Annotated in this window: 19 protein-coding genes; 13 read left to right on the forward strand and 6 right to left on the reverse strand. The window is 33.5% G+C overall.

The annotated features are described in order from the left end of the window. Positions 1-15 precede the first annotated feature (15 nt). The gene (locus QO190_RS10335) at positions 16-414 is read left to right on the forward strand and encodes an META domain-containing protein (protein ID WP_371461666.1); all 399 of its coding nucleotides are present in this window, start codon (positions 16-18) and stop codon (positions 412-414) included. Positions 415-454: 40 nt separating this feature from the next. Here the strand turns inward: QO190_RS10335 and QO190_RS10340 are convergent, their stop codons facing one another. From QO190_RS10340 to QO190_RS10355, 4 genes are read right to left on the reverse strand one after another with little or no spacing between them, the layout of a single operon-like run. Continuing rightward, positions 455-697: a hypothetical protein gene (locus QO190_RS10340; RefSeq protein ID WP_069796870.1), complete on the reverse strand. Its 243-nt coding sequence runs from the start codon at positions 695-697 to the stop codon at positions 455-457. A gap of 46 nt (positions 698-743) precedes the next feature. After that, positions 744-2,066, reverse strand: coding sequence for a hypothetical protein (locus tag QO190_RS10345; protein WP_371461668.1), 1,323 nt, complete (start codon positions 2,064-2,066; stop codon positions 744-746). 42 nt (positions 2,067-2,108) lie between these two features. Then, positions 2,109-2,999 (reverse strand): 3-hydroxybutyryl-CoA dehydrogenase, encoded by an 891-nt coding sequence (locus QO190_RS10350; protein WP_371461669.1) that lies wholly within the window; start codon positions 2,997-2,999, stop codon positions 2,109-2,111. A 56-nt stretch (positions 3,000-3,055) separates the two neighbouring features. Continuing rightward, the gene (locus QO190_RS10355) at positions 3,056-4,018 is read right to left on the reverse strand and encodes a Gfo/Idh/MocA family protein (protein WP_069796860.1); all 963 of its coding nucleotides are present in this window, start codon (positions 4,016-4,018) and stop codon (positions 3,056-3,058) included. Between the two features lie 146 nt (positions 4,019-4,164). On the opposite strand from QO190_RS10355, the gene QO190_RS10360 reads away from it, so the two are divergent. The 5 genes from QO190_RS10360 to QO190_RS10380 all read left to right on the forward strand — a co-directional run bounded on the left by QO190_RS10360 (position 4,165) and on the right by QO190_RS10380 (position 11,186). Then, complete coding sequence (locus QO190_RS10360; RefSeq protein ID WP_371461670.1) at positions 4,165-4,815, forward strand: protein-L-isoaspartate(D-aspartate) O-methyltransferase; 651 nt, start codon at positions 4,165-4,167, stop codon at positions 4,813-4,815. A 2-nt stretch (positions 4,816-4,817) separates the two neighbouring features. Continuing rightward, the gene (locus tag QO190_RS10365; protein WP_371461671.1) at positions 4,818-5,546 is read left to right on the forward strand and encodes a nitroreductase family protein; all 729 of its coding nucleotides are present in this window, start codon (positions 4,818-4,820) and stop codon (positions 5,544-5,546) included. Positions 5,547-5,548: 2 nt separating this feature from the next. Further along, positions 5,549-6,163, forward strand: a complete 615-nt coding sequence (locus QO190_RS10370; protein ID WP_371461672.1) for an HNH endonuclease — start codon at positions 5,549-5,551, stop codon at positions 6,161-6,163. A gap of 253 nt (positions 6,164-6,416) precedes the next feature. Further along, the gene (locus tag QO190_RS10375; RefSeq protein ID WP_371461829.1) at positions 6,417-8,402 is read left to right on the forward strand and encodes a urocanate hydratase; all 1,986 of its coding nucleotides are present in this window, start codon (positions 6,417-6,419) and stop codon (positions 8,400-8,402) included. A gap of 393 nt (positions 8,403-8,795) precedes the next feature. Next, entirely contained in the window at positions 8,796-11,186 is a 2,391-nt protein-coding gene (locus QO190_RS10380) for a TonB-dependent receptor domain-containing protein (protein WP_371461673.1), read from the forward strand. Positions 11,187-11,206: 20 nt separating this feature from the next. Here the strand turns inward: QO190_RS10380 and QO190_RS10385 are convergent, their stop codons facing one another. Continuing rightward, positions 11,207-12,745: a S41 family peptidase gene (locus tag QO190_RS10385; RefSeq protein ID WP_371461674.1), complete on the reverse strand. Its 1,539-nt coding sequence runs from the start codon at positions 12,743-12,745 to the stop codon at positions 11,207-11,209. Positions 12,746-13,035: 290 nt separating this feature from the next. On the opposite strand from QO190_RS10385, the gene katG reads away from it, so the two are divergent. The 4 genes from katG (at position 13,036) to QO190_RS10405 (ending at position 16,901) form a co-directional block, all read left to right on the forward strand. Continuing rightward, on the forward strand, positions 13,036-15,210 hold the full coding sequence (gene katG / locus QO190_RS10390; RefSeq protein WP_371461830.1) for a catalase/peroxidase HPI: 2,175 nt from the start codon (positions 13,036-13,038) through the stop codon (positions 15,208-15,210). A 128-nt stretch (positions 15,211-15,338) separates the two neighbouring features. Continuing rightward, a complete protein-coding gene (locus QO190_RS10395; RefSeq protein ID WP_371461676.1) occupies positions 15,339-15,839 on the forward strand; it encodes an RNA polymerase sigma factor in 501 nt (166 codons plus the stop codon). Next, positions 15,829-16,404 (forward strand): hypothetical protein, encoded by a 576-nt coding sequence (locus tag QO190_RS10400; RefSeq protein WP_371461678.1) that lies wholly within the window; start codon positions 15,829-15,831, stop codon positions 16,402-16,404. Before QO190_RS10395 ends, QO190_RS10400 begins: the two co-directional genes overlap by 11 nt. Further along, positions 16,401-16,901 carry a hypothetical protein gene (locus QO190_RS10405; RefSeq protein ID WP_371461680.1) on the forward strand — a complete coding sequence of 167 codons (501 nt, stop codon included), beginning with the start codon at positions 16,401-16,403 and terminating at the stop codon, positions 16,899-16,901. The genes QO190_RS10400 and QO190_RS10405 overlap by 4 nt, the downstream gene beginning before the upstream one ends. A gap of 63 nt (positions 16,902-16,964) precedes the next feature. Here the strand turns inward: QO190_RS10405 and QO190_RS10410 are convergent, their stop codons facing one another. Beyond that, positions 16,965-19,184 (reverse strand): NADP-dependent isocitrate dehydrogenase, encoded by a 2,220-nt coding sequence (locus QO190_RS10410; protein WP_371461681.1) that lies wholly within the window; start codon positions 19,182-19,184, stop codon positions 16,965-16,967. Between the two features lie 147 nt (positions 19,185-19,331). On the opposite strand from QO190_RS10410, the gene tpx reads away from it, so the two are divergent. The 3 genes from tpx (at position 19,332) to QO190_RS10425 (ending at position 21,008) form a co-directional block, all read left to right on the forward strand. Continuing rightward, positions 19,332-19,829 (forward strand): thiol peroxidase, encoded by a 498-nt coding sequence (gene tpx / locus QO190_RS10415; RefSeq protein WP_371461683.1) that lies wholly within the window; start codon positions 19,332-19,334, stop codon positions 19,827-19,829. Positions 19,830-19,891: 62 nt separating this feature from the next. Then, the gene (locus tag QO190_RS10420; RefSeq protein ID WP_371461684.1) at positions 19,892-20,308 is read left to right on the forward strand and encodes an SRPBCC domain-containing protein; all 417 of its coding nucleotides are present in this window, start codon (positions 19,892-19,894) and stop codon (positions 20,306-20,308) included. A gap of 58 nt (positions 20,309-20,366) precedes the next feature. After that, positions 20,367-21,008, forward strand: a complete 642-nt coding sequence (locus QO190_RS10425) for a J domain-containing protein (RefSeq protein ID WP_371461686.1) — start codon at positions 20,367-20,369, stop codon at positions 21,006-21,008. Positions 21,009-21,081: the final 73 nt, after the last annotated feature.

Here is a 21,081-nt window from a genome sequence, read left to right on the forward strand (position 1 = left end):
ATAAATTTTTAGAATATGAAAAAAATATTTTGGGCACTTGTGATTTCTACAACTGTGATTTCATGTGCTACGATTTCTAAAATTGGTTCTAAACAAGAATCTGTAGCCAATACAAAATGGACTTTGGTAGATAATAATTTTTCAGGAGCGAAAGCACCTACTTTAGTGATAGAAGGAAAGAGAATTACAGGAAATGGTGGTTGCAATAACTATTTTTCTGATGTGGTGATTACCGCTTCAAATGGGACTTTTGATGTAGGAAATGTAGGAGCTACTAAAATGGCTTGTGATAATATGATGACGGAGCAAAGTTATTTCACAGTGTTAGAACAAGTGAATAAATATGTAGTAAATGAAGGTTATTTAGAACTTTATAAAGATAATTTATTGCTATTGAAATTTAAGAAACAATAAAAAAGAATCCTCGAAATTACTTCGAGGATTTTTTTATGATTTAGTCTTCATCTTCTTCGTCATCATACTTAGCTAACTCTTCGTCGCACCATTTGAATGCTTGTTCTACTACTTGAGTAGCTTCGTTAGCGATGGTTTCTTCGTCGTCACCTTCTAGATCATCTAACCATTCTACCTCTTCTTCTTCTACGTTTAGGATGAATCTTGGGTATTCTGTGTGTACTACAAATAAATCTTCTGGAAATTCAGAATTATCTGCCATTAAAAATTTAGGGAGTTTCATATTTTTAGAATTTTAATTTCTTAAGTACAAAGTTAATGAAATTTATTTATTGAAATTTGTTTTTGTTCATTTTCACTTTAGATTCTATCTTAAATTTTGTTAAAACTTCTTTTTTCAAAGAATCTTCAGGCTTTTCGGTGATGTAAACTCTTGGGTTGATGGTGCTGATGATTTCAGAAATTTTAGAACTGCTGAAATTTTCGTCTTTAATTGGTCGGTAATAGTAAATTTTACTGTCCATAAGATTTTCTTTAACCAAAAATTCCTTCATTAGTTTTCTGTTTTCCAAATAATTACCTCTGGAAAGCCAACTGAACACAAAACCTGTCATTAAACTTAAAAAAGCGATGGCAAAAACCAATTTTCCGAAAATTTGATGAAGTTTTTTGAAATAAACCAGCCAAATTCCGAAAGTAAACGGCGCCAATAAACGATAATCTAAAGCATCTGTTTGATAAAAATACTGAATCAAAAACGAACAAATCATTCCGAAAACCGATAAGAAAACCATCATCTTTTCTGTTGCCGAAAGTTTATTATTGATGAAAATAAAGGTAAAAAATGCAATATTCAAAAAGCCAATTCCCAGAATTCCTACATTCAGAATTCCACCATTAGGATTGAGAATATGTATGAAAGGATTGAAACTCGTTCCTATGGCTAAAAAGAACTCTTTTACGAGCAATGAAGTGGGTTTTAAGCCAATTTCTAGAAATTTATTGACGTAATTTTGGTTAAAAACATCAATAAAGAAGAATTTATAACCTGCTACAAAAGCGAATCCGATAATACTCGAAATGATGTAAATTTTCGCAAAACTTTTCTTGTAATTCAGCACTCCGAAAGCAAATAATCCACCCATGAAAAACAAACCGCTATAACGAATGTTAAACAGCAAAATAACGGATAGACTCAATAAGAAAACGCTCAGAATTTTAGAATATTTCTCCAATAAAACATTTCTTGCCACATAGAAAAATACGAATAAAAAGGGCAAGAATAATGTTTCGCTAAGTGTAGCTGCAAACAAGGAAATCATAGAGAATAAAGCCCCAACTAAAAGACTTTCTCGCCAATAGAATTTCTTTTTCCAAGCGAAAAACACCATGAAAAGATAACACAATATTCCTACAATTTTACTTGACCAAAATTCATCTGTAAACACAGTGAAAATTTTGATAAATAAAGGATAAAGCAGTGGAGCAGTAGTGTTGTCGATTTCTGGAAAAACGTGCGCTTGTCTCATAAAACGGATAGAATCTGGTGTGACTCTTCCTTTTTCGTTGAGCAAAAAACGCAAAACAATCATCACCAAAGTAATGACAAATACTGAGATTTTTAAATATTGTTCTTGAGTTCGGTTTCGCATAATAAAGTCCTTCTCCTTTAGGAGAAGGATTTAGGTTAAGGTTTATTTCGCAAACATTTTCGCTACTTTTTCTGCTTTTTTAGATTCTGAATAGTCGTAGAAACCTTCGCCAGATTTTACGCCTAATTTTCCTGCAGTGACCATATTTACTAATAGTGGATTTGGAGCGTATTTAGGATTTTTGAATCCGTCATACATAACATTGAGAATTGCCAAACAAACGTCTAATCCTATGAAATCTGCCAACTGAAGCGGTCCCATCGGATGAGCCATTCCCAATTTCATTACGGTATCAATTTCTTCTACACCAGCAACTCCGTTGTAAAGGGTTTCAATTGCTTCGTTAATCATTGGCATAAGAATTCTATTCGCCACAAAACCAGGATAATCGTTCACTTCTACAGGAACTTTTCCTAAAGTTTTAGACATTTCAAAAATGGCATCAAAAGTTTCTTTAGAAGTAGAGTAGCCTTTAATGATTTCTACCAATTTCATAATCGGAACAGGATTCATAAAGTGCATTCCGATTACTTTTTCAGGACGCTTTGTAGCCGAAGCAATTTTAGTGATAGAAATAGATGAAGTATTGGTAGCGAGAATACAATTTTCTGGCGCCAATTCATCCATTTGCTTGAAAATTTTCAACTTCAAATCTTGGTTTTCTGTTGCCGCTTCTACGATTAAATCTGCGTTTCCGCAAGCATCAGAAAGCGCTGTGAAAGTAGTAATATTTCCAAGAGTTTCTGCTTTTTGTTCTTCGGTAAGGTTACCTTTTGCAATAATTCTGTCTAAATTGGTAGTGATGGTTTTAATTCCTTTATCTAATGCTTCCTGTGAAACATCTACCAAATTTACTTTAAAACCAGTTTGAGCAAAAGTATGGGCAATTCCGTTTCCCATGGTTCCAGCTCCTATTACAACGATGTTTTTCATATATGAGTTCAAAAAATGTTATTATTTGATTTAAAAACTTCCATCATCCATTCAATTTACGAAATCAACTTCATAATCTCCAAAGCCACTTTTAGCGCTTCTGTTCCGTCTTCTAATGAAACTTCTACTTCACGGTTTTCATTAATTGCATCAGCAAAAGAATTTAGCTCGTCTAAAATAGCATTATTCGGTTGAATGTTAGGATATTCAAATAAAATTTGAGATTTTTCGCCATCTGCATTTTCGATAATCATGTCAAAATCGGTAGGATGTTCTGGCGCTTCTTTCATTCTGATGACTTCTGCTTTTTTCTCCAAAAAATCTACAGAAATATAGGCATCTTGTTGGAAGAAACGAGATTTTCTCATCGCTTTCATCGAAATTCTAGAAGTGGTAAGATTCGCTACGCAACCATTTTCAAACTCAATTCTCGCATTGCAAATATCCGGTGTTTTAGAAACCACGCAAACTCCACTTGCGTGAATGTTTTTCACCTTAGATTTTACAATAGAAAGCAAAATGTCCAAGTCGTGAATCATCAAATCCAGAACCACCGAAACATCTGTTCCTCTTGGATTAAATTCTGCCAATCGGTGAATTTCGATGAACATAGGATTTTGAATGAAATCTTTGGTAGCGATAAACGCAGGATTATATCTTTCTACGTGACCTACCTGTGCTTTTATGCCGTTTTCTCTGCATTTATAGAGAATTTCTTCCGCTTGTTTTAGTGTTTGGGTTACTGGTTTTTCTATAAAAAAATGAAGCCCTTTTTCTATGGCTTTCATGGCGTAATCGTAATGATAAACTGTAGGAGTAACGATGTCTAACATGTCTATTTCCGCCAATAAATCATCAAAATTTTCAAAATATTTGTATCCGAACTCTGCTTCTAGTTTTTTTCCGTTTTCTACATCTTTGTCGTGAAAACCTACGAGTTCATATTTATCTGATTGATTAAGAAGTCTTAAGTGAATTTTTCCAAGGTGACCAGCACCTACTAAACCTGCCTTTAACATAGAAATTTTGTTTTGGTAAAGATAAGAAATTTGGTTCGAGTTACCAGATTAGAGTGACGAGTTTTTGTAAACTCCAACATTTTGTAGTAGTTTTGTTTTAATCAAAATCTTATCTCAAAACTCGCATCCCGAAACTCGCAACTCTTATGCAGGACTCATTTGTACATAAAGGAAAACGTAAAATTTTAGTAGAATACCTCCGCGAAAAAATTGGAATTTCAGATGAAAATGTGTTAAAAGCCATCAACGAAGTTCCACGTCATCTTTTTTTAGAAAGTGTTTTTGAGGATTTTGCTTATGAAGACAGGGCATTTCCTATTGCGGCGAACCAAACCATTTCGCATCCTTCTACTGTTGCCGAACAAACCGAATTGTTAGAAGTTCAGGAAAAGGAAAAAATTCTTGAAATTGGTACAGGTTGCGGTTATCAAACTGCGGTTTTGGTCACCATGAATGCTTTTGTTTACACCGTAGAAAGACAAAAAGATTTACACGATTTTGCCAAAAAAAAACTGCGTGAAATGCATCTTCGTCCGAAATTTCAAAGTTTTGGAGATGGATTTTTGGGTTTGCCTACTTTTGCACCTTTTGATAAAATTTTGGTGACTTGCGGTGCCGAAATTCTTCCGATAGAATTATTAAAGCAACTTAAAATAGGAGGGAAAATGGTGATTCCTATGGGAAAAACAGACGAACAGATTCTCTATAGATTTACCAAAATTTCTGAAAAGGAATTTGAAAAAGAAGAATTCGGAGCGTATAAATTCGTGCCGATGTTGCAGGATAGAAATAAATAAACATGATGAAAACTTTTGAAGATATCGTTCATTACCGCCGTTCTGTAAGGCATTATCAAAATGTAGAAATAGATGCAGAAAAGGTGAAACATTGTATAGAATTGGCAACTTTATCACCCAATTCTTCTAACATGCAATTGTGGGAATTTTACCACGTTACTGAGCCAGAAATTTTGAAAAAATTGGCGGTGGCTTGTTTAAGTCAGGAAGCAGCAACTACTGCAAAACAAATGGTGGTTTTCGTGACGCGACAAGATTTGCACAGAAAAAGAGCCAAAAAAATGGCAGAACTTGAAACGCAAAACGTTTTGAAAAATACGCCTACCGAAAAACAAGAAAAACGAATCAAGCGTTGGCAAATGTATTACGGAAAAGTAATGCCGTTTTTGTATTCTAAATTTCTAGGAATTCTTGGCATTTTTAGAAAAATTTTAGTCAATGTGATTGGGATTTTCAGACCAATTACGTATCAGGTTTCAGAAAATGATGCGAGAATAGTAGTGCATAAAACGTGTGCTTTGACAGCGCAAACCTTCATGTTAGCGATGAGCAATGAAGGTTATGACACTTGTCCGATGGAAGGTTTTGACAGCAGAAGAGTGAAAAAAATTCTCAATTTACCTTTTGGTGCAGAAGTGAACATGATTGTTTCATGCGGAATAAGAGATGAAAAAGGAGTTTGGGGCGATAGAATGAGAGTGCCTTTTGAAGAAGTGTATAAAAGATTTTAGATATGTCAATTTCTGTTAAAACAAGAAAGATTTTGTGGTCTAAATCAGGTAATAGATGCGCAATATGTAAAAATCCATTAGTACACAAAATGGAATTAGAAAATGCAAATTTTATAGTTGGCGAAGAATGTCATATTGTTTCATCAAAAGAGAATGGGCCTAGAGGAAGAAGTCGGAAATTAAAGAATTATGATGAGTATGAAAACTTAATTTTATTATGTGCAAATGATCATAAGTTGATTGATGAATTTCCAGAAACATTCACTATTGAAATAATAGAAAGTATTAAAGATAATCATGAATTGTGGATTGAATCAGCTATTGAAAAGGATTTACATGAGTACATAAAAAGCATAAATAATATTGAGTTTCTTGATGAGATTAAAACTCAAAGTGATATTGAAGTAATTCTTCAAAATTCGCATTTTTATTTTTTTGATTTTTCTTCATTAAAAAATGATTTAGATAAAATTAAAGTAAGCGAATTATTTGATGATTTTAGAGACTATGGAGATTTTTATTCAGATCTTGAGTACTCAAATAAAACTAAAATATTAATAAATTATGTTGATTTCATGAAAGAAATGAATAATAAAGGAATTCGTTTTTTTTGGTAAAAGTATTATTAGAGAATATAAGTTTATTAATACTTCTAAGAGTAAATATGAAGTGTCTATTATAATTGCCTTTCAAGAGAATGTAAATCCACTTTCCATTGAAAAAGGTAAATTAATGATAAAGCTTCCTGATGATTTTACACCTAAATTATAAATATTTATTCAACTAGAGTGCTTTTATTAATTTAAGAAATTTGTTTCATATTTTTAAATTAAAGTATCTTTAAAACCAGATTGAATTTCAAATTTTATGATGACTTTCCAACAACTCATCCAACAAGGAATTCCTACCGAACTTCCACAACCAAAACCATACGAAACCCAAATTAATCACGCTCCGAAACGTAAAGAAATTCTCAATGAAGAAGAAAAAAAGTTAGCGCTAAAGAATGCTTTACGTTATTTCGAACCGAAATTTCATGCAGAATTGTTGCCAGAATTTCGTGAAGAGTTAGAGAAATATGGTAGAATTTACATGTATCGTTTTCGTCCAGATTACGATATGTATGCAAGACCGATTTCAGAATATCCAGGGAAATCTTTACAGGCGAAATCTATCATGCTCATGATTCAAAATAATTTGAGTTATGCTGTGGCGCAACATCCTCATGAATTGATAACTTACGGTGGAAATGGTGCGGTTTTCCAAAATTGGGCTCAATATCTTTTGACCATGAAATATTTATCAGAAATGACGGATGAACAGACTTTGGTAATGTATTCAGGTCATCCTATGGGGTTGTTTCCAAGTCATAAAGATGCTCCAAGAGTTGTAGTTACGAATGGAATGGTGATTCCTAATTATTCAAAACCAGATGATTGGGAAAAATTTAATGCTTTGGGAGTTTCTCAGTATGGACAAATGACGGCGGGAAGTTATATGTACATTGGTCCGCAAGGAATTGTGCATGGAACTACGATTACCGTTCTCAATGCTTTCAGAAAAATTAAAAAATCGCCAAAAGGTGGACTTTTTGTGACTTCTGGTTTAGGTGGAATGTCTGGAGCTCAACCAAAAGCGGGAAATATTGCGGGTTGTATTACGGTTTGTGCAGAAGTAAATCCTAAAATTACCAAAATTCGTCACGAACAAAAATGGGTTGATGAAATTCATGAAAATTTAGATGAACTGGTTGCTAGAGTGAGAAAAGCACAGGAAAATGAAGAAACTGTTTCTTTGGCTTATCTCGGAAATGTGGTAGAAGTTTGGGAGAAATTTGATCAAGAAAATCTAAAAATCGATATCGGAAGCGACCAAACATCGCTTCACAATCCTTGGGCAGGAGGTTATTATCCTGTCGGAATTTCGTTTGAAGATTCCAATAAGATGATGGCGGAAAATCCACAATTATTTAAGGAAAAAGTACAGGAAAGTTTAAGAAGACACGCAGCAGCAATCAATAAACACACTTCAAAAGGAACGTATTTCTTTGATTATGGAAACGCTTTTCTGCTTGAATGTTCTAGAGCTGGAGCTGATGTTTTAGCGGAAAACCCAACTTTAGGTAGAGAGTTCAAGTTCCCAAGTTATGTTCAAGATATTATGGGACCGATGTGTTTTGATTACGGTTTCGGACCATTCCGTTGGGTTTGTGCTTCCGGAAAACCCGAAGATTTGCAAAAAACCGATGAAATCGCTTGTGAAGTTTTAGAAGAATTAATGAAAAATTCTCCTGTGGAAATTCAGCAACAAATGCAAGATAATATTACTTGGATTCGTGGAGCTCAAGAAAATAAATTGGTAGTTGGAAGCCAAGCCAGAATTCTCTACGCTGATGCAGAAGGAAGAATGAAAATTGCTGAAGCCTTTAACAAAGCAATCAAAAAAGGAGAAATAGGACCTGTAGTTTTGGGTAGAGACCATCACGATGTTTCGGGAACAGATTCGCCTTATAGAGAAACTTCTAATATTTATGACGGGAGCCGTTTTACGGCAGATATGGCGATTCATAATGTTATTGGTGATAGTTTCCGAGGTGCAACTTGGGTTTCAATTCACAATGGAGGTGGAGTTGGTTGGGGAGAAGTAATTAATGGCGGTTTCGGAATGCTATTAGATGGAACCGAAGATGCAGACCGAAGATTAAAATCAATGCTTTTTTGGGATGTAAATAACGGAATTTCCCGAAGAAGTTGGGCAAGAAACGAAGGCGCAATTTTTGCCATAAAACGTGCAATGGAAGCAGAACCGAATTTGAAGGTGACATTGCCGAATTTTGTGGATGAAAGTTTATTTTAAACTTAAAATGAAATTATTTTAAAAATTAAATTTCAGATATTCAATATATAAAGCTCCCTTTTTCATAAGGGAGTTTTTTATAAATAACAATTATAGTAAAATTCTATACCAAAAATATTTAATTAGATAATTAATTTACTATTTTTGAAGAGAAATTTAATGCTTTTAATGATTAAATAAATTTATTTATTTATTTATTTACTTATAAATAGTACTCAAGTTGATTTTGCTCTAATGGAATTATTCATGTGATTGACAAGGTCATTCTTCCATAATTTCATAGTTTTTATAATGGTTGTTTTTAAGGAGAAATGACGCTTATAGAAAGCGTCATTTCTATTTCTTATCGTATTTTCTAAACAAATGTTTTATTTTTGCTAAAAATATATTTTGATGCATAAAAAATTAATTACCAGTTTACTTTTATTAGTGACCACAGTAGTTTTGGCACAGGTAGGAAGTGTTACAATCTCGGTTTTTGATGAATTTTCTAAAAAGCCACTTTCGGCTACCATTTCTATTCAAGGAGGTAAAGATGAAATTTTCATTGGGAATGGAAGCGTTTTAATTCCAGAAATTCCTTCAGGAAACTATAATTTTCGAATTTCTGCAGAAGGTTATGATGATGGCTTTTTGAATGATATCAACGTAGTTCCTAATCAGAATCTTACTTTTTCTATCGGGCTGAATAAAGTCGCTACTCAGATTAAAGAAGTAACGATTACCAAAAAAGTGTACAAAACCTCAGCAGAATCCCCAATTTCCCTTAGAAATATTACGAGTGAAGAAGTGCAAAAAAATGCAGGTTCTAACCGTGATGTTTCTAAAGCAATTTTAAGTTTTCCAGGAGTGGGAAGTACAGCAACTTTCAGAAATGACCTTTTTATCCGTGGAGGAAGTTCTGCAGAAAATAAATTTTATATCGATGGAATAGAAGTTCCGGTGATAAATCACTTCCAAACGCAAGGAGCAAGTGGTGGGCCAAGAGGAATTATCACTGTCGACTTCATCAAAGATGTAGATTTTTACAGCGGTGCTTTTCCTGCTAAGAGAAATGGGGTTTTGTCTTCGCTTTTTGAGTTTAATTTAAAACAAGCCAGAAAAGATAAACTCGGCTACAAAGCGATTGTAGGTCTGGATGATTTACAATTGATGATGGATGGACCGCTGAGCAAGGACCAATCATGGAGCGGACTTTTTTCTGTAAGAAAATCTAATCTTCAGTTGCTTTTTAAAGGAATTGGTTTGCCTTTTTTACCAAGTTATTATGATGCAACATTTAAAGTGTCTAAAAAATATAAATCTGGTAACGAATTGTATTTCATAGGTTTAGGAGCAAAAGACCAATTTGAATATAATTTTGATGCTAAAAAAACACTTTATAATCTAACTTTGATAGACAGATTGCCGAATTCGCCACAGTGGAATTATACGATTGGAGCTGGTTACAGACATTTGGTGGAAAACGGAAACTGGTTATTTACTTTGAGTAGAAATATGCTGGATAACCAAGCGATTAAATATTACAGAAATATAGAAACTCCGGATAATTTATTGTACAATTATCAGTCTAGAGAAGCCGAAAACAAATTGAGAATTGACAGAAATTTCAGTTGGAATGATTATCAATTCAGTGCGGGAACCAATATTAATTTCGCAAAGTATACCAATGATTCTACCGTGAAACAAGTCAATCAAAATTCGGTAGATTATGATGTAATTAACTCTGAATTAAACATTGTTCAGTATGGATTGTATCTACAAACTGCGAAGAAATTTCTAGAAAATAAAGTTCAAGTTTCACTAGGTGCGAGATTAGATGCAAGCAACTACTCAGATTTAACGGATAATCCTTTAGAACAGTTTTCTCCAAGATTTTCATTGAATTATAAATTTGCAGAAAATTGGGCGTTTAATTTCAATACAGGAATTTTCTATCAACTTCCAGCTTACACGAGTTTAGGACTAAAACTGAATGATGCTTTGGTGAATGAAAATACTTTAAAATACATCAGAAATGCACATTTAGTGGGTGGTTTAGAATTTAATGGAAAAGACAATTTAAGAATTACCGTAGAAGGTTACTATAAAAAATATAAAAACTATCCTTTCTCACTCAGAAACCAGATTTCTCTAGCGAATTTAGGTGGAGGTTTCGGAGTGGTAGGAAACGAGCCTGTTGATTCTAGAGGTTTTGGAGAAACCTACGGTTTTGAAATTTTAGCTCAAAAAAGAACTTTAAACAATTTCTACGGAATTGTAGCCTATACTTTCGGAAATTCTAAATTTTCTAATGCTAATGGAGATTTATTGCCTTCTAGTTGGGATTCTAGACACATTCTTTCTTTAACTACAGGGAAATATTTTAATAGAAATTGGAATGTAGGTGCAAGATTTAGATTGCAATCTGGTTTGCCAGAAACGCCTTATGATTTAAACAGAAGTGCTTTGGTTAATATTTGGAACATTGCCAATGGTCCAGTTTCTAATTTTGCACAATTAAATACTTTGAGAGGAAACGTAGCGCATCAATTAGATATAAGAGCAGAGAAAAAATGGATTTTCAGTAAATGGCAATTCACATTTTATATGGATGTAGTGAATGTATATGGCTCTAAAAACGCCAGCAATTTGCCAGTGGTAAATCTGCAAAGAGATGCTTCGGATAACGGAATTATTGCCAATCCTAATGCTCCACAAGATCAACAGTATTATTTGTTAGATGTAGGAGAGTCTGATCGAAATATGCCACTTCCTTATTTCGGATTTATATTTGAATTTTAATCATAAAAAGAAAAACTTCTCTATTGCAGAGAAGTTTTTTTGTTTTGAATATCTTTCAGAATCCATTCTAATTCTACATCTTTTCGTTCCAGAATTTGATGAAAAGTAGGTTTTATTTCTACATCTGGAGTAACTCCTTTCATAGTATGAGTAAATTCTATATTGGGCTGAACCAAAAACAGACCAATTGGCAATTTTAGTTTAGAATTTGGCAGTTTTTGAGTACTGTATATTCCAGCAACTGTTCCATCATTGGCGCCACCAGTTTCTTCTCCTATAATCATGGCGCGCTTGTCGTTTTTTAATTTTGCAGAAATTATAGAAGATGCAGAAAAACTGCTTCCGTTGATGAGAACATAAATTTCCCCTTCGAAAGCATCTTTTTTAGGCTTTTTCGGGGTGAAAATGTTCTGAGATTTTAGATAATATTTGTCGTTTTTGTGACGAACCATCAATAAACTGGTTAATTTATAATCCAAATATCCAATTGCTGCAATCGGTTTCAAATAATTCGGAAAGTGTGAGAAATAATCCGCATGAGTAATGGAAGTTCTATTGGCTACTTCTAAATCATTGATGAATCTGAACTTATCCTTTGTCAAATAGCTGTATAAATTCGTGATTTCTGCAAGAGAACCACCCAAATTATCTCTGATGTCTAAGATGAGGTACTTAGATTTGGCCTTTTTGATTTCTCGAAAAGTTTCTCGGTAAAATTTTTGAGAATAAGTTCCTGAGAATGTTTTGATTTTGATGTACGCTACACTGCTGTCTTTTTCTAAAAATTTCAAATTTCTATTGAAACTTTTGGTCACAGGATTGTAGTCTTTGGTTTTCTTTTCTTCTGTAGGTTTTTTATCGGTTTTTTCCTTCTTTTTATCTTCTTTTGATTTTTTTTCTCGGGTAACTATTTTTTGGTCAAGGGTGTTTTCGGATTTTAAATCTATTTTCACACTGTCCATAATTCCATATTCTACAGTGAAAAAAGTAGGAAATCTTTTCGCCATCGAATATTTTTGATAGGTGGTGTTATAACCATCACTGGTGATAAGTGGTTCGTATTTTTTTAGTAGTTTTTCGGTTTTTATATTGTTAATGGCAATGATTTCTGAACCGTTTTTGATATTAGCTACTTTTTCTGGGTTGTCTTTTATATAAAGTTTGTCGTTTTCTACATAATAAGATAACCTTCCCAGAAGTCCTTTTTGTTCTTTGAGTTTTTTAATTTCCTTCTTGGTAATTTTTTTCTCTGGCGGAACCAATCTTAAATGGCCTTGTCTCACTTCAGCAACAACAGGCGCGAGTTTAAAATAAAATTCTAATGGCTTTAATGGTTGTTGAATCGTGTTTTTAAGACTGTCAAATTTATAATCTAATGTCTCTTTGGGAATATAAGTATATAGAGTAGGGTGAAGTTTCTGAAGTTTTAGATAGGCGTAATCTATATCTTGTTTTAGCTTTTCGCTGGAAATGGGCTTTTCAAGGCGTTCATTGTACTTTTTTACTGAAATACAAGAATTTAGAGTTAAAATTAAGAGGAGGAATGCAATTTTTTTCATAAATTTATTTGTTCAAAAATAAGATTTTTTAAAAAGATTATCAATAGTTATAATTTATTGAAATTTTATTTTTGATTGTCAAAATCTATAACTCGAATTTTTTTAATGAATTGAAATTATACTTTACAAGACCATTAAACTTTTAATTTTGACAAAAAATAATCAATATGAGTACATCAGAGCAAGGGAAATGTCCATTTCCACATCATGAATTACCAAAAGAAAACAACCCTCATCAAGGAGAAACTATTCACAGTAAAAATGAAGAAAACCCAATTCCAGTGGCAGGAATGTCATTGGGGAATTCAGGGAAATGCCCTGTAATGCATGGCGCAAATACAGGCAGTGACCAATCAGTAATGAGTTGGTGGCCTAAAGCTTTAAATCTTGATATTCTTCATCAGCATGACAAGAAAACCAATCCTCTAGGAGAAGAATTCAACTATGCGGAAGAATTTAAAAAATTAGATTTAGAAGCCGTAAAAAAAGATTTAAAAAATTTAATGACCGAAAGCCAAGATTGGTGGCCTGCAGATTGGGGACACTATGGTGGTTTAATGATTAGAATGGCTTGGCATTCTGCTGGAACGTATAGAGTTGCAGATGGAAGAGGTGGAGCGAATACAGGAAATCAACGTTTTGCACCGCTTAATTCTTGGCCTGATAATGCTAACTTAGACAAAGCAAGAAGATTGCTTTGGCCAATCAAAAGAAAATACGGAAACAAGCTTTCTTGGGCAGATCTTATGATTCTAGCAGGAAACATGGCTTATGAATCAATGGGACTTAAAACCTTTGGATTTGCAGGTGGTAGAGAAGATATTTGGCATCCAGAAAAAGATATTTATTGGGGAAGCGAAAAAGAATGGTTAGCGCCAACTGGTAGCGAAGGAAGCCGTTATTCTGGAGAAAGATATTTAGAAAATCCTTTAGCAGCGGTAATGATGGGATTAATTTATGTAAATCCAGAAGGAGTAGATGGTAATCCAGATCCATTGAAAACTGCTAGAGATATGCGAATTACATTCAAGAGAATGGCAATGAATGACGAGGAAACGGTAGCACTTACAGCAGGTGGTCATACTGTAGGAAAAGCTCACGGAAACGGTGATGCTTCTACATTAGGCCCAGATCCAGAAGAAGGAGGAGTAGAAAATCAAGGTTTTGGATGGATGAATCCTAAAGGTGCAGCTGGTAATACGGTAACTTCTGGCATTGAAGGAGCTTGGACTACTCATCCTACAAGATTTGACAATGAGTATTTTGAATTATTGTTAAAATATGATTGGCAATTAACCAAGAGTTCAGCTGGAGCTTGGCAATATGAACCAGTAAACATTGCTGAGGAAGATAAACCACTAGATGCACATAATCCTAATGTTCGTAGAAATCCTATGATGACAGATGCGGATATGGCGCTAAAAGTAGACCCAGAATACAGAAAAATTTCTGAGAAATTCCACCAAGATCCAGCATATTTCCAAGAAGTATTTGCAAGAGCTTGGTTTAAATTAACCCACAGAGATTTAGGTCCTAAATCTAGATACTTAGGAGCAGATGTTCCTGCCGAAGATTTAATTTGGCAAGACCCAATTCCTACAGTAGATTACACGCTTTCTGATGCTGAAATCGAAGAATTAAAAACTAAACTTCTAAATTCTGGATTAACCAGAACAGAACTCATCAATACAGCTTGGGATTCTGCGAGAACTTTCCGTGGTTCTGATTTCAGAGGTGGTGCAAATGGTGCTAGAATTAGACTAGAGCCTATGAAAAACTGGGAAGGAAACGAACCGGCAAGATTAGAAAAAGTCTTAAATAAACTTACAGAAATTCAGTCAACTTTAGATAAAAAAGTAAGCATTGCAGATTTAATCGTTCTTGGAGGAAGTGCAGCAGTAGAACAAGCAGCTAAAGATGCAGGTTTTGATGTAAAAGTTCCATTTGCAGCAGGAAGAGGAGATGCTACACAAGAACAAACAGATGTAGAATCTTTCGAAGAGCTAGAACCTTTACATGACGCATACAGAAACTGGTTGAAAAAAGACTACGTAGTAACTCCAGAAGAACTGATGCTAGATAAAACTCAATTACTTGGTCTTACTGCTCCAGAAATGACGGTGTTAATTGGTGGTATGAGAGTTTTAGGAACCAATTACGGAGGAACTCAGCATGGTGTATTTACCGATAAAGTAGGAGTTTTGACCAATGATTTCTTTGTAAATCTTACAGACATGAACTTCAAATGGGAGCCAGTTGCAGAAAATCTATACAATATTGTAGATAGAAAATCTGGCGCTACTAAATTCACTGCAACAAGAGTAGATTTAGTGTTTGGCTCTAATTCTATCTTAAGATCTTATGCAGAAGTATATGCGCAAGATGACAACAAAGAGAAATTCGTAAATGATTTCATCAAAGTTTGGACGAAGGTCATGAATGCAGATAGATTTGATTTGAAATAAATTTTTTTGTTTTTTATTACTATTTAAACGGGCAATATTGCCCGTTTTTTTATTTTAGTACATTGGTAGTAATTTTTTTTTGTAACATTTTTACAACTTCTTTACTAACTCCATAGAAACGCTAATTAATGAAAACTTTAGAATCAGAATTTTTAGAAAAAATAGAAAGTCATAAAGGAATGATTTTCAAAATTTCTAAAATGTACGTAGATGGTAAGGAAGATAGAGAAGATTTGTTTCAAGAAATCATTTTTCAACTCTGGAAATCTTATCAAAATTTCGAAGGCAAAAGTCAGTTTTCTACATGGCTATACAGAGTAAGCATCAATACAGCACTTACTTTTCTTAACAAAGAAAAAAAGAAAACCGATAATGCTTATTTAACCGAAAATATAGACGTACAAGACGAAAATTCTAACGAAAAAGAAACACAATTAGAATTTTTTTATAAAGCAGTTCATGAACTCAATCCTGTAGAAAAAGCGCTGATTTTTTTATTTCTAGAAGGCCAAAGTCATAAAGAAATCGCCACCAATCTTGGGATTACAGAAGTTAACGCACGTGTAAAACTCAACCGAACCAAAGAAAAATTACAACAAATTATTAAAAATTACGGCTATGAATTTTGATAAATTACAAGAACAATGGCAAAACGAAGAAGTTTCTACACCGGAAATTTCGCTAGAACATCAGCATAAAATAAACAATCCACTCCAGAAGATTAGGAAGAATATGAAAATGGAAATATGGTTAAATATTTTTAGTCTAATTTTACTGATTCCTCTTTCAAAAGTTTTTAGTGAAAATCCTTTTTTAAGATGGACAATGATGATGGTGTTTTTTTTTATAATATTTTTTTTCACTTTTAAGTTTTATCTATTTTATATAAAAACAAAAGATTATTCAATTGATACATTAAATAATTTATTAGAGATTAAGTTTGAATTAAGAACTTTAAAAGAATTATATCAGTCTTACTATGTGAGTAGTATTCCTTTTTTTATGGGGATGTTATTTTTGTTTTTAGGTAAACATGATTTTTTTAAATATGAAGATCTTATAATGCACTATGCTCCGTTTATTGTCTTCTTTTCAATAGTAGCTTTAGTTATAGGAATTGGTGTATGGTGGTTTGAAAATTATTACGGAAAATATATTAAGAAAATAGAAAATGTTTTAAAAGAATTAACATGAAAACCTACACCGCAACATCACAAAATTCTAGAAATTTTATTCTTGAAAACGAAAATCAAGAAATTTTAGGTGAATTAATCTATCCAAAATGGTATTCTACCAAGGCGGAAATTCATATCGGTTCAAAAATTTTTAAAACTGATACCAAAGGTTTTTGGACAACTTCCGTAGAAGTTACCGAATATGAAAGGGTTTTACTGAAATTTAAAATGGATTGGAAAGGAAATATCATCATGACCAGTTTACAAGATGGCGAAAAACATTTCATCATCAAAAAAGAAAAATGGTACAGCAATATTTTGGTCATGAAAGACGAAAACGAAAAAGTGTACTTTCATCTGAAAAGAAATTTTAAATGGAAAGATTTTAAATTCCACTATGAAATTGCTTTAGAAGAAGAATTAGATGAGCTTACTTTGCTTAGTATTATTCATGTAGTCAATTATTTTAGTTCTCAAGATGACGGAAGCGCAGCAACTACAGCCGCAACTGTTTAAAATAAAAACCTCCCGAAATTTTCGGGAGGTTTTTTTATGATTTAAAATCTAAATTTTAGAATTTTATAAAGAATCTACAATTGCATTTAATGTAGCAGAAGCTCTCATGGCTGCATAGGTTTTCGTAGAATCTGGTTGGTAATAACCACCGATGTCTTGTGATTTTCCTTGCGCTCCAATCAATTCTTCGTTAATTTTTGCTTCGTTTTCTTGCATTGATTGAGCAATTGGAGCAAAAGTAGCTGCTAATTCAGCATCTGCAGTTTGATTTGCCAAAGCTTCAGCCCAATACATAGCCAGGTAGAAGTGAGAACCTCTGTTGTCTATTCCGCCCACTTTTCTTGCAGGAGATTTATCTGTTGCTAAGAATTTAGCATTCGCTTCATCAAGAGCATCTGCTAGAACTTGCGCTTTAGGATTGTTTTGAGTCTGAGAAAGGTGCTCTAAACTCGCTTGTAAGGCTAAGAATTCACCTAGAGAATCCCATCTTAAATAACCTTCTTCTAAGAATTGTTGAATGTGTTTTGGCGCAGAACCACCAGCTCCAGTTTCAAATAAACCACCACCGTTCATCAATGGAACGATAGAAAGCATTTTTGCAGAAGTTCCAAGCTCTAAAATTGGGAACATATCGGTTAAATAGTCTCTTAAAACGTTTCCAGAAACAGAAATTGTGTCTTTGCCTTCTCTACCTCTTTTTAAAGTTTCAAGCATCGCATCTTTTACATCCATAATTCTGATGTCAAGACCCGTTAAATCGTAATTTTGAAGATATTTTTCTACTTTTTTGATGATTTGTGCATCGTGAGCTCTTCCTTTGTCTAACCAGAAAATAGCGGGAGTGTTAGAAAGTCTCGCTCTATTTACCGCTAGTTTTACCCAGTCTTGGATTGGAGCGTCTTTGGTTTGGCACATTCTGAAAATATCACCATTCTGAACGTTTTGTTCTAAAAGGGTAGTTCCGTTTTCGTTTTCAATTTTTACCGTTCCTTCTCCAGAAATTTGGAAAGTTTTATCGTGAGAACCGTATTCTTCAGCTTTTTGAGCCATTAAACCTACGTTTGGAACCGTTCCGAAAGTAGTTGGGTCTATTGCGCCGTTTTGTTTCATTTCTTCTACTATTGCATCATAGAAACCAGCGTAAGTTCTATCTGGAATAATACAAACGGTATCTTCTTCTTTTCCTTCTTTGTTCCACATTTTACCGCCACCTCTTACTAAAGCAGCCATAGAAGCATCTACAATTACATCTGAAGAAACATGGAAATTGGTAATGCCTTTATCAGAATTTACCATCGCAATTCTTGGTCCGTTTTCAATCGTTTTTTCAATATCTGCTTTAATTTCAGCTTCTTGAGTATGACCAGCAATTTTTTCGAAAAGGGTAGCTAAACCAAAGTTAGGATTAATGTCTAATTCATTGAAAGTTGCAGCATATTTTTCAAAAACATCAGCAAAATAAGTTTCAACTACAGCTCCGAAGATAATTGGGTCAGAAACCTTCATCATCGTAGCTTTCAAGTGTGCAGAAAGCAATACGTTTTTTTCTTTAGCTTCGTTGATGGCTTCTTTTACAAAAGATTTTAGTGCAGAAATATTCATCACAGAAGAATCGATAACTTCACCAGCTTTTAAAGGAGCAAAATCTTTCAAAACTTTAGATGAACCATCATTTCCGTAGAATACAATTCTGTATTTGCATTCGTTTTCTACAGTGGTAGAGTTTTCAGTACCGTAGAAATCTCCATTATTCATGTGAGCAACAGAAGTTTTAGAATCTGCAGTCCAAGCCCCCATTCTGTGAGGATTTGCTTTTGCGTAATTTTTAACAGCTTTAGGCGCTCTTCTGTCTGAGTTTCCTTCTCTTAAAACAGGATTTACTGCACTTCCTAAAACTTTAGCATATTTTTTATTGATAGCAGTTTCTTCTTCAGTTTTTGGTTCGGCAGGATAATTAGGTACTGCATAACCGTGTTTTTGTAATTCTGCAATCGCTTCTTCTAGTTGCGGAACAGAAGCAGAAATATTGGGTAATTTAATGATGTTAGCTTCTGGTTTAGTCGCTAATTCTCCTAATTCTGCAAGTGCGTCTGCAGTTTTTTGTTCTTCTGTTAAATATTCTGGGAAATTTGCCAAAATTCTTCCAGCCAAAGAAATGTCTCTAGATTCTACATTAATTCCAGCAGTAGAAGCATATTTTTGAATGATTGGTAATAATGAGTGAGTTGCCAACATTGGCGCTTCATCTGTATACGTATAGATGATTGTTGAATTGTTAGACATTATATTTCTGAGTTTTTAATTGTTTAAAATTAAGAAGTTAGCAAATTTAGTGATTTTTATAGAAAATATGAAATACATAAATTTATAATTCCTTTTATTTATTATGGGTAAAAACTATATCTTTGACAAAGTATAAAAAATAAAAAAATGGCAAATATTACATTACAAGGAAACGAAATTCACACTTCAGGAAATTTACCAGAACTAGGAACTGTAGCACCAGATTTTACATTGGTTGCAGAAGATTTATCAGAAAAAACATTATCTGATTTTGCTGGTAAAAAAGTAGTACTTAATATTTTCCCGAGTATCGATACAGGAGTTTGCGCTGCTTCTGCTAGAAAATTTAATGAAGAAGCATCTGCTTTAGATAATACAGTTGTGGTAAATGTTTCTAAAGATTTACCATTCGCTTTAGGAAGATTTTGTGCTTCAGAAGGACTTCAAAATGTAATGAATCTTTCTGACTTCAGAGGAAATTTTGGCGAGACTTATGGTTTAACGATTGCTGACTCTCCGCTTAAAGGTTTGTTAAGTAGAGCAGTAGTGGTTTTAGATGAAAACGGAATTGTAAAATATACTGAGCAAGTTCCAGAAATAGCTCAAGAGCCTAATTATGCAGCAGCTTTAGAAGCTGTAAAATAAATTTAAATTTTTTGTGTAAGCGCACTTTTTAGTGCGCTTTTTTTAATTTAAAATAAATGGAAATGGAACCACTTATTGTAAATGTCACCATCAATGCGCCAATAGAAAAGGTTTGGGCGTTTTTTACCGAAGCTGAACATATTGTGAATTGGAATTTTGCACACGAAAGTTGGCACTGTCCGAAAGCTGAAAACAACTTAGAAATTGGGGGAGAATTTTTCTACACTATGGCTGCCAAAGACAAGTCGGCAAGTTTTGTTTTTCATGGAACGTATACAGAGATTATTCCGTTTCAGAAAATTGAATATCATATAGAAGACGGCAGGAAAGTAGAAGTGTTTTTTCATAAAGTAGATGAAAATACTACTGAGGTTTTCAAACGTTTCGAACCAGAAATGATTAATGCTTTGGAAATGCAAGAACAAGGATGGCAAAGCATTCTCAATCAATTTAAAAATTATACAGAAGGAAACTCTTAGCGGTTTCCTTTTTCATAAAAACTTATTTTTCTATTTTTGCTCCTCAATCATCAATCCATTGAAAGACTACTACTATTTTCTAGGAATAAAACCGAATGCTTCTTCCGAAGACATTAAAAAAGCGTATCGTAAACTTTCGCTGAAATATCACCCTGATAAAAACGAAAATGATGAGTTTTTTACAGAGCGCTTCAGAGAAATAAAAGAAGCGTATGAAACTTTGATGGATGAAGAATCTAGAAAAGTTTACGACCAGCGATTTGGAAGTTTCCAAAGAAGTCAAAAATCAATGCTTCCTCCAAAAATTAAAAACTTTCACGCAGATAAAATCCGAGCACAAAAAGGCGACGAAATTACCATTCATTGGCAAACCTATGATGCGGATTTGGTGAAAATCACACCTTTTGGTTTAGAAAAGTCTCAAGGCGATAGAAAATTTAGAATCAAGGAGTTTGATAAAGAAGGTAAGTTTCAGATTATTCTGCATGCTACCAATACTTTATTACACAAAACAGTAGTTCAAGGAATTACCATCACCGAAGTTTCTGGGGAAATGAAAACTTCTATAAAAGAGGATGTTCCTGCTCAAAATTCTACAACTACACCGCAAAAAAAGGAAGAGGTTAACGCTCGTTTTTATTATAAGTTATTGGCTATTATTCTTTTAGCGATAGCTCTGTACTTGGTTTTTCGTCAATAGTTTTTATAGACAAATAGAATTTTACCATTCATAAAAAAATCCTTATTTTTACGAAACTTACAAAAAGTAAAAA

The sequence above is a fragment of the Cloacibacterium sp. Arc13 genome, assembly GCF_041431305.1.
In the GTDB taxonomy this organism is placed as follows: domain Bacteria; phylum Bacteroidota; class Bacteroidia; order Flavobacteriales; family Weeksellaceae; genus Cloacibacterium; species Cloacibacterium caeni_B.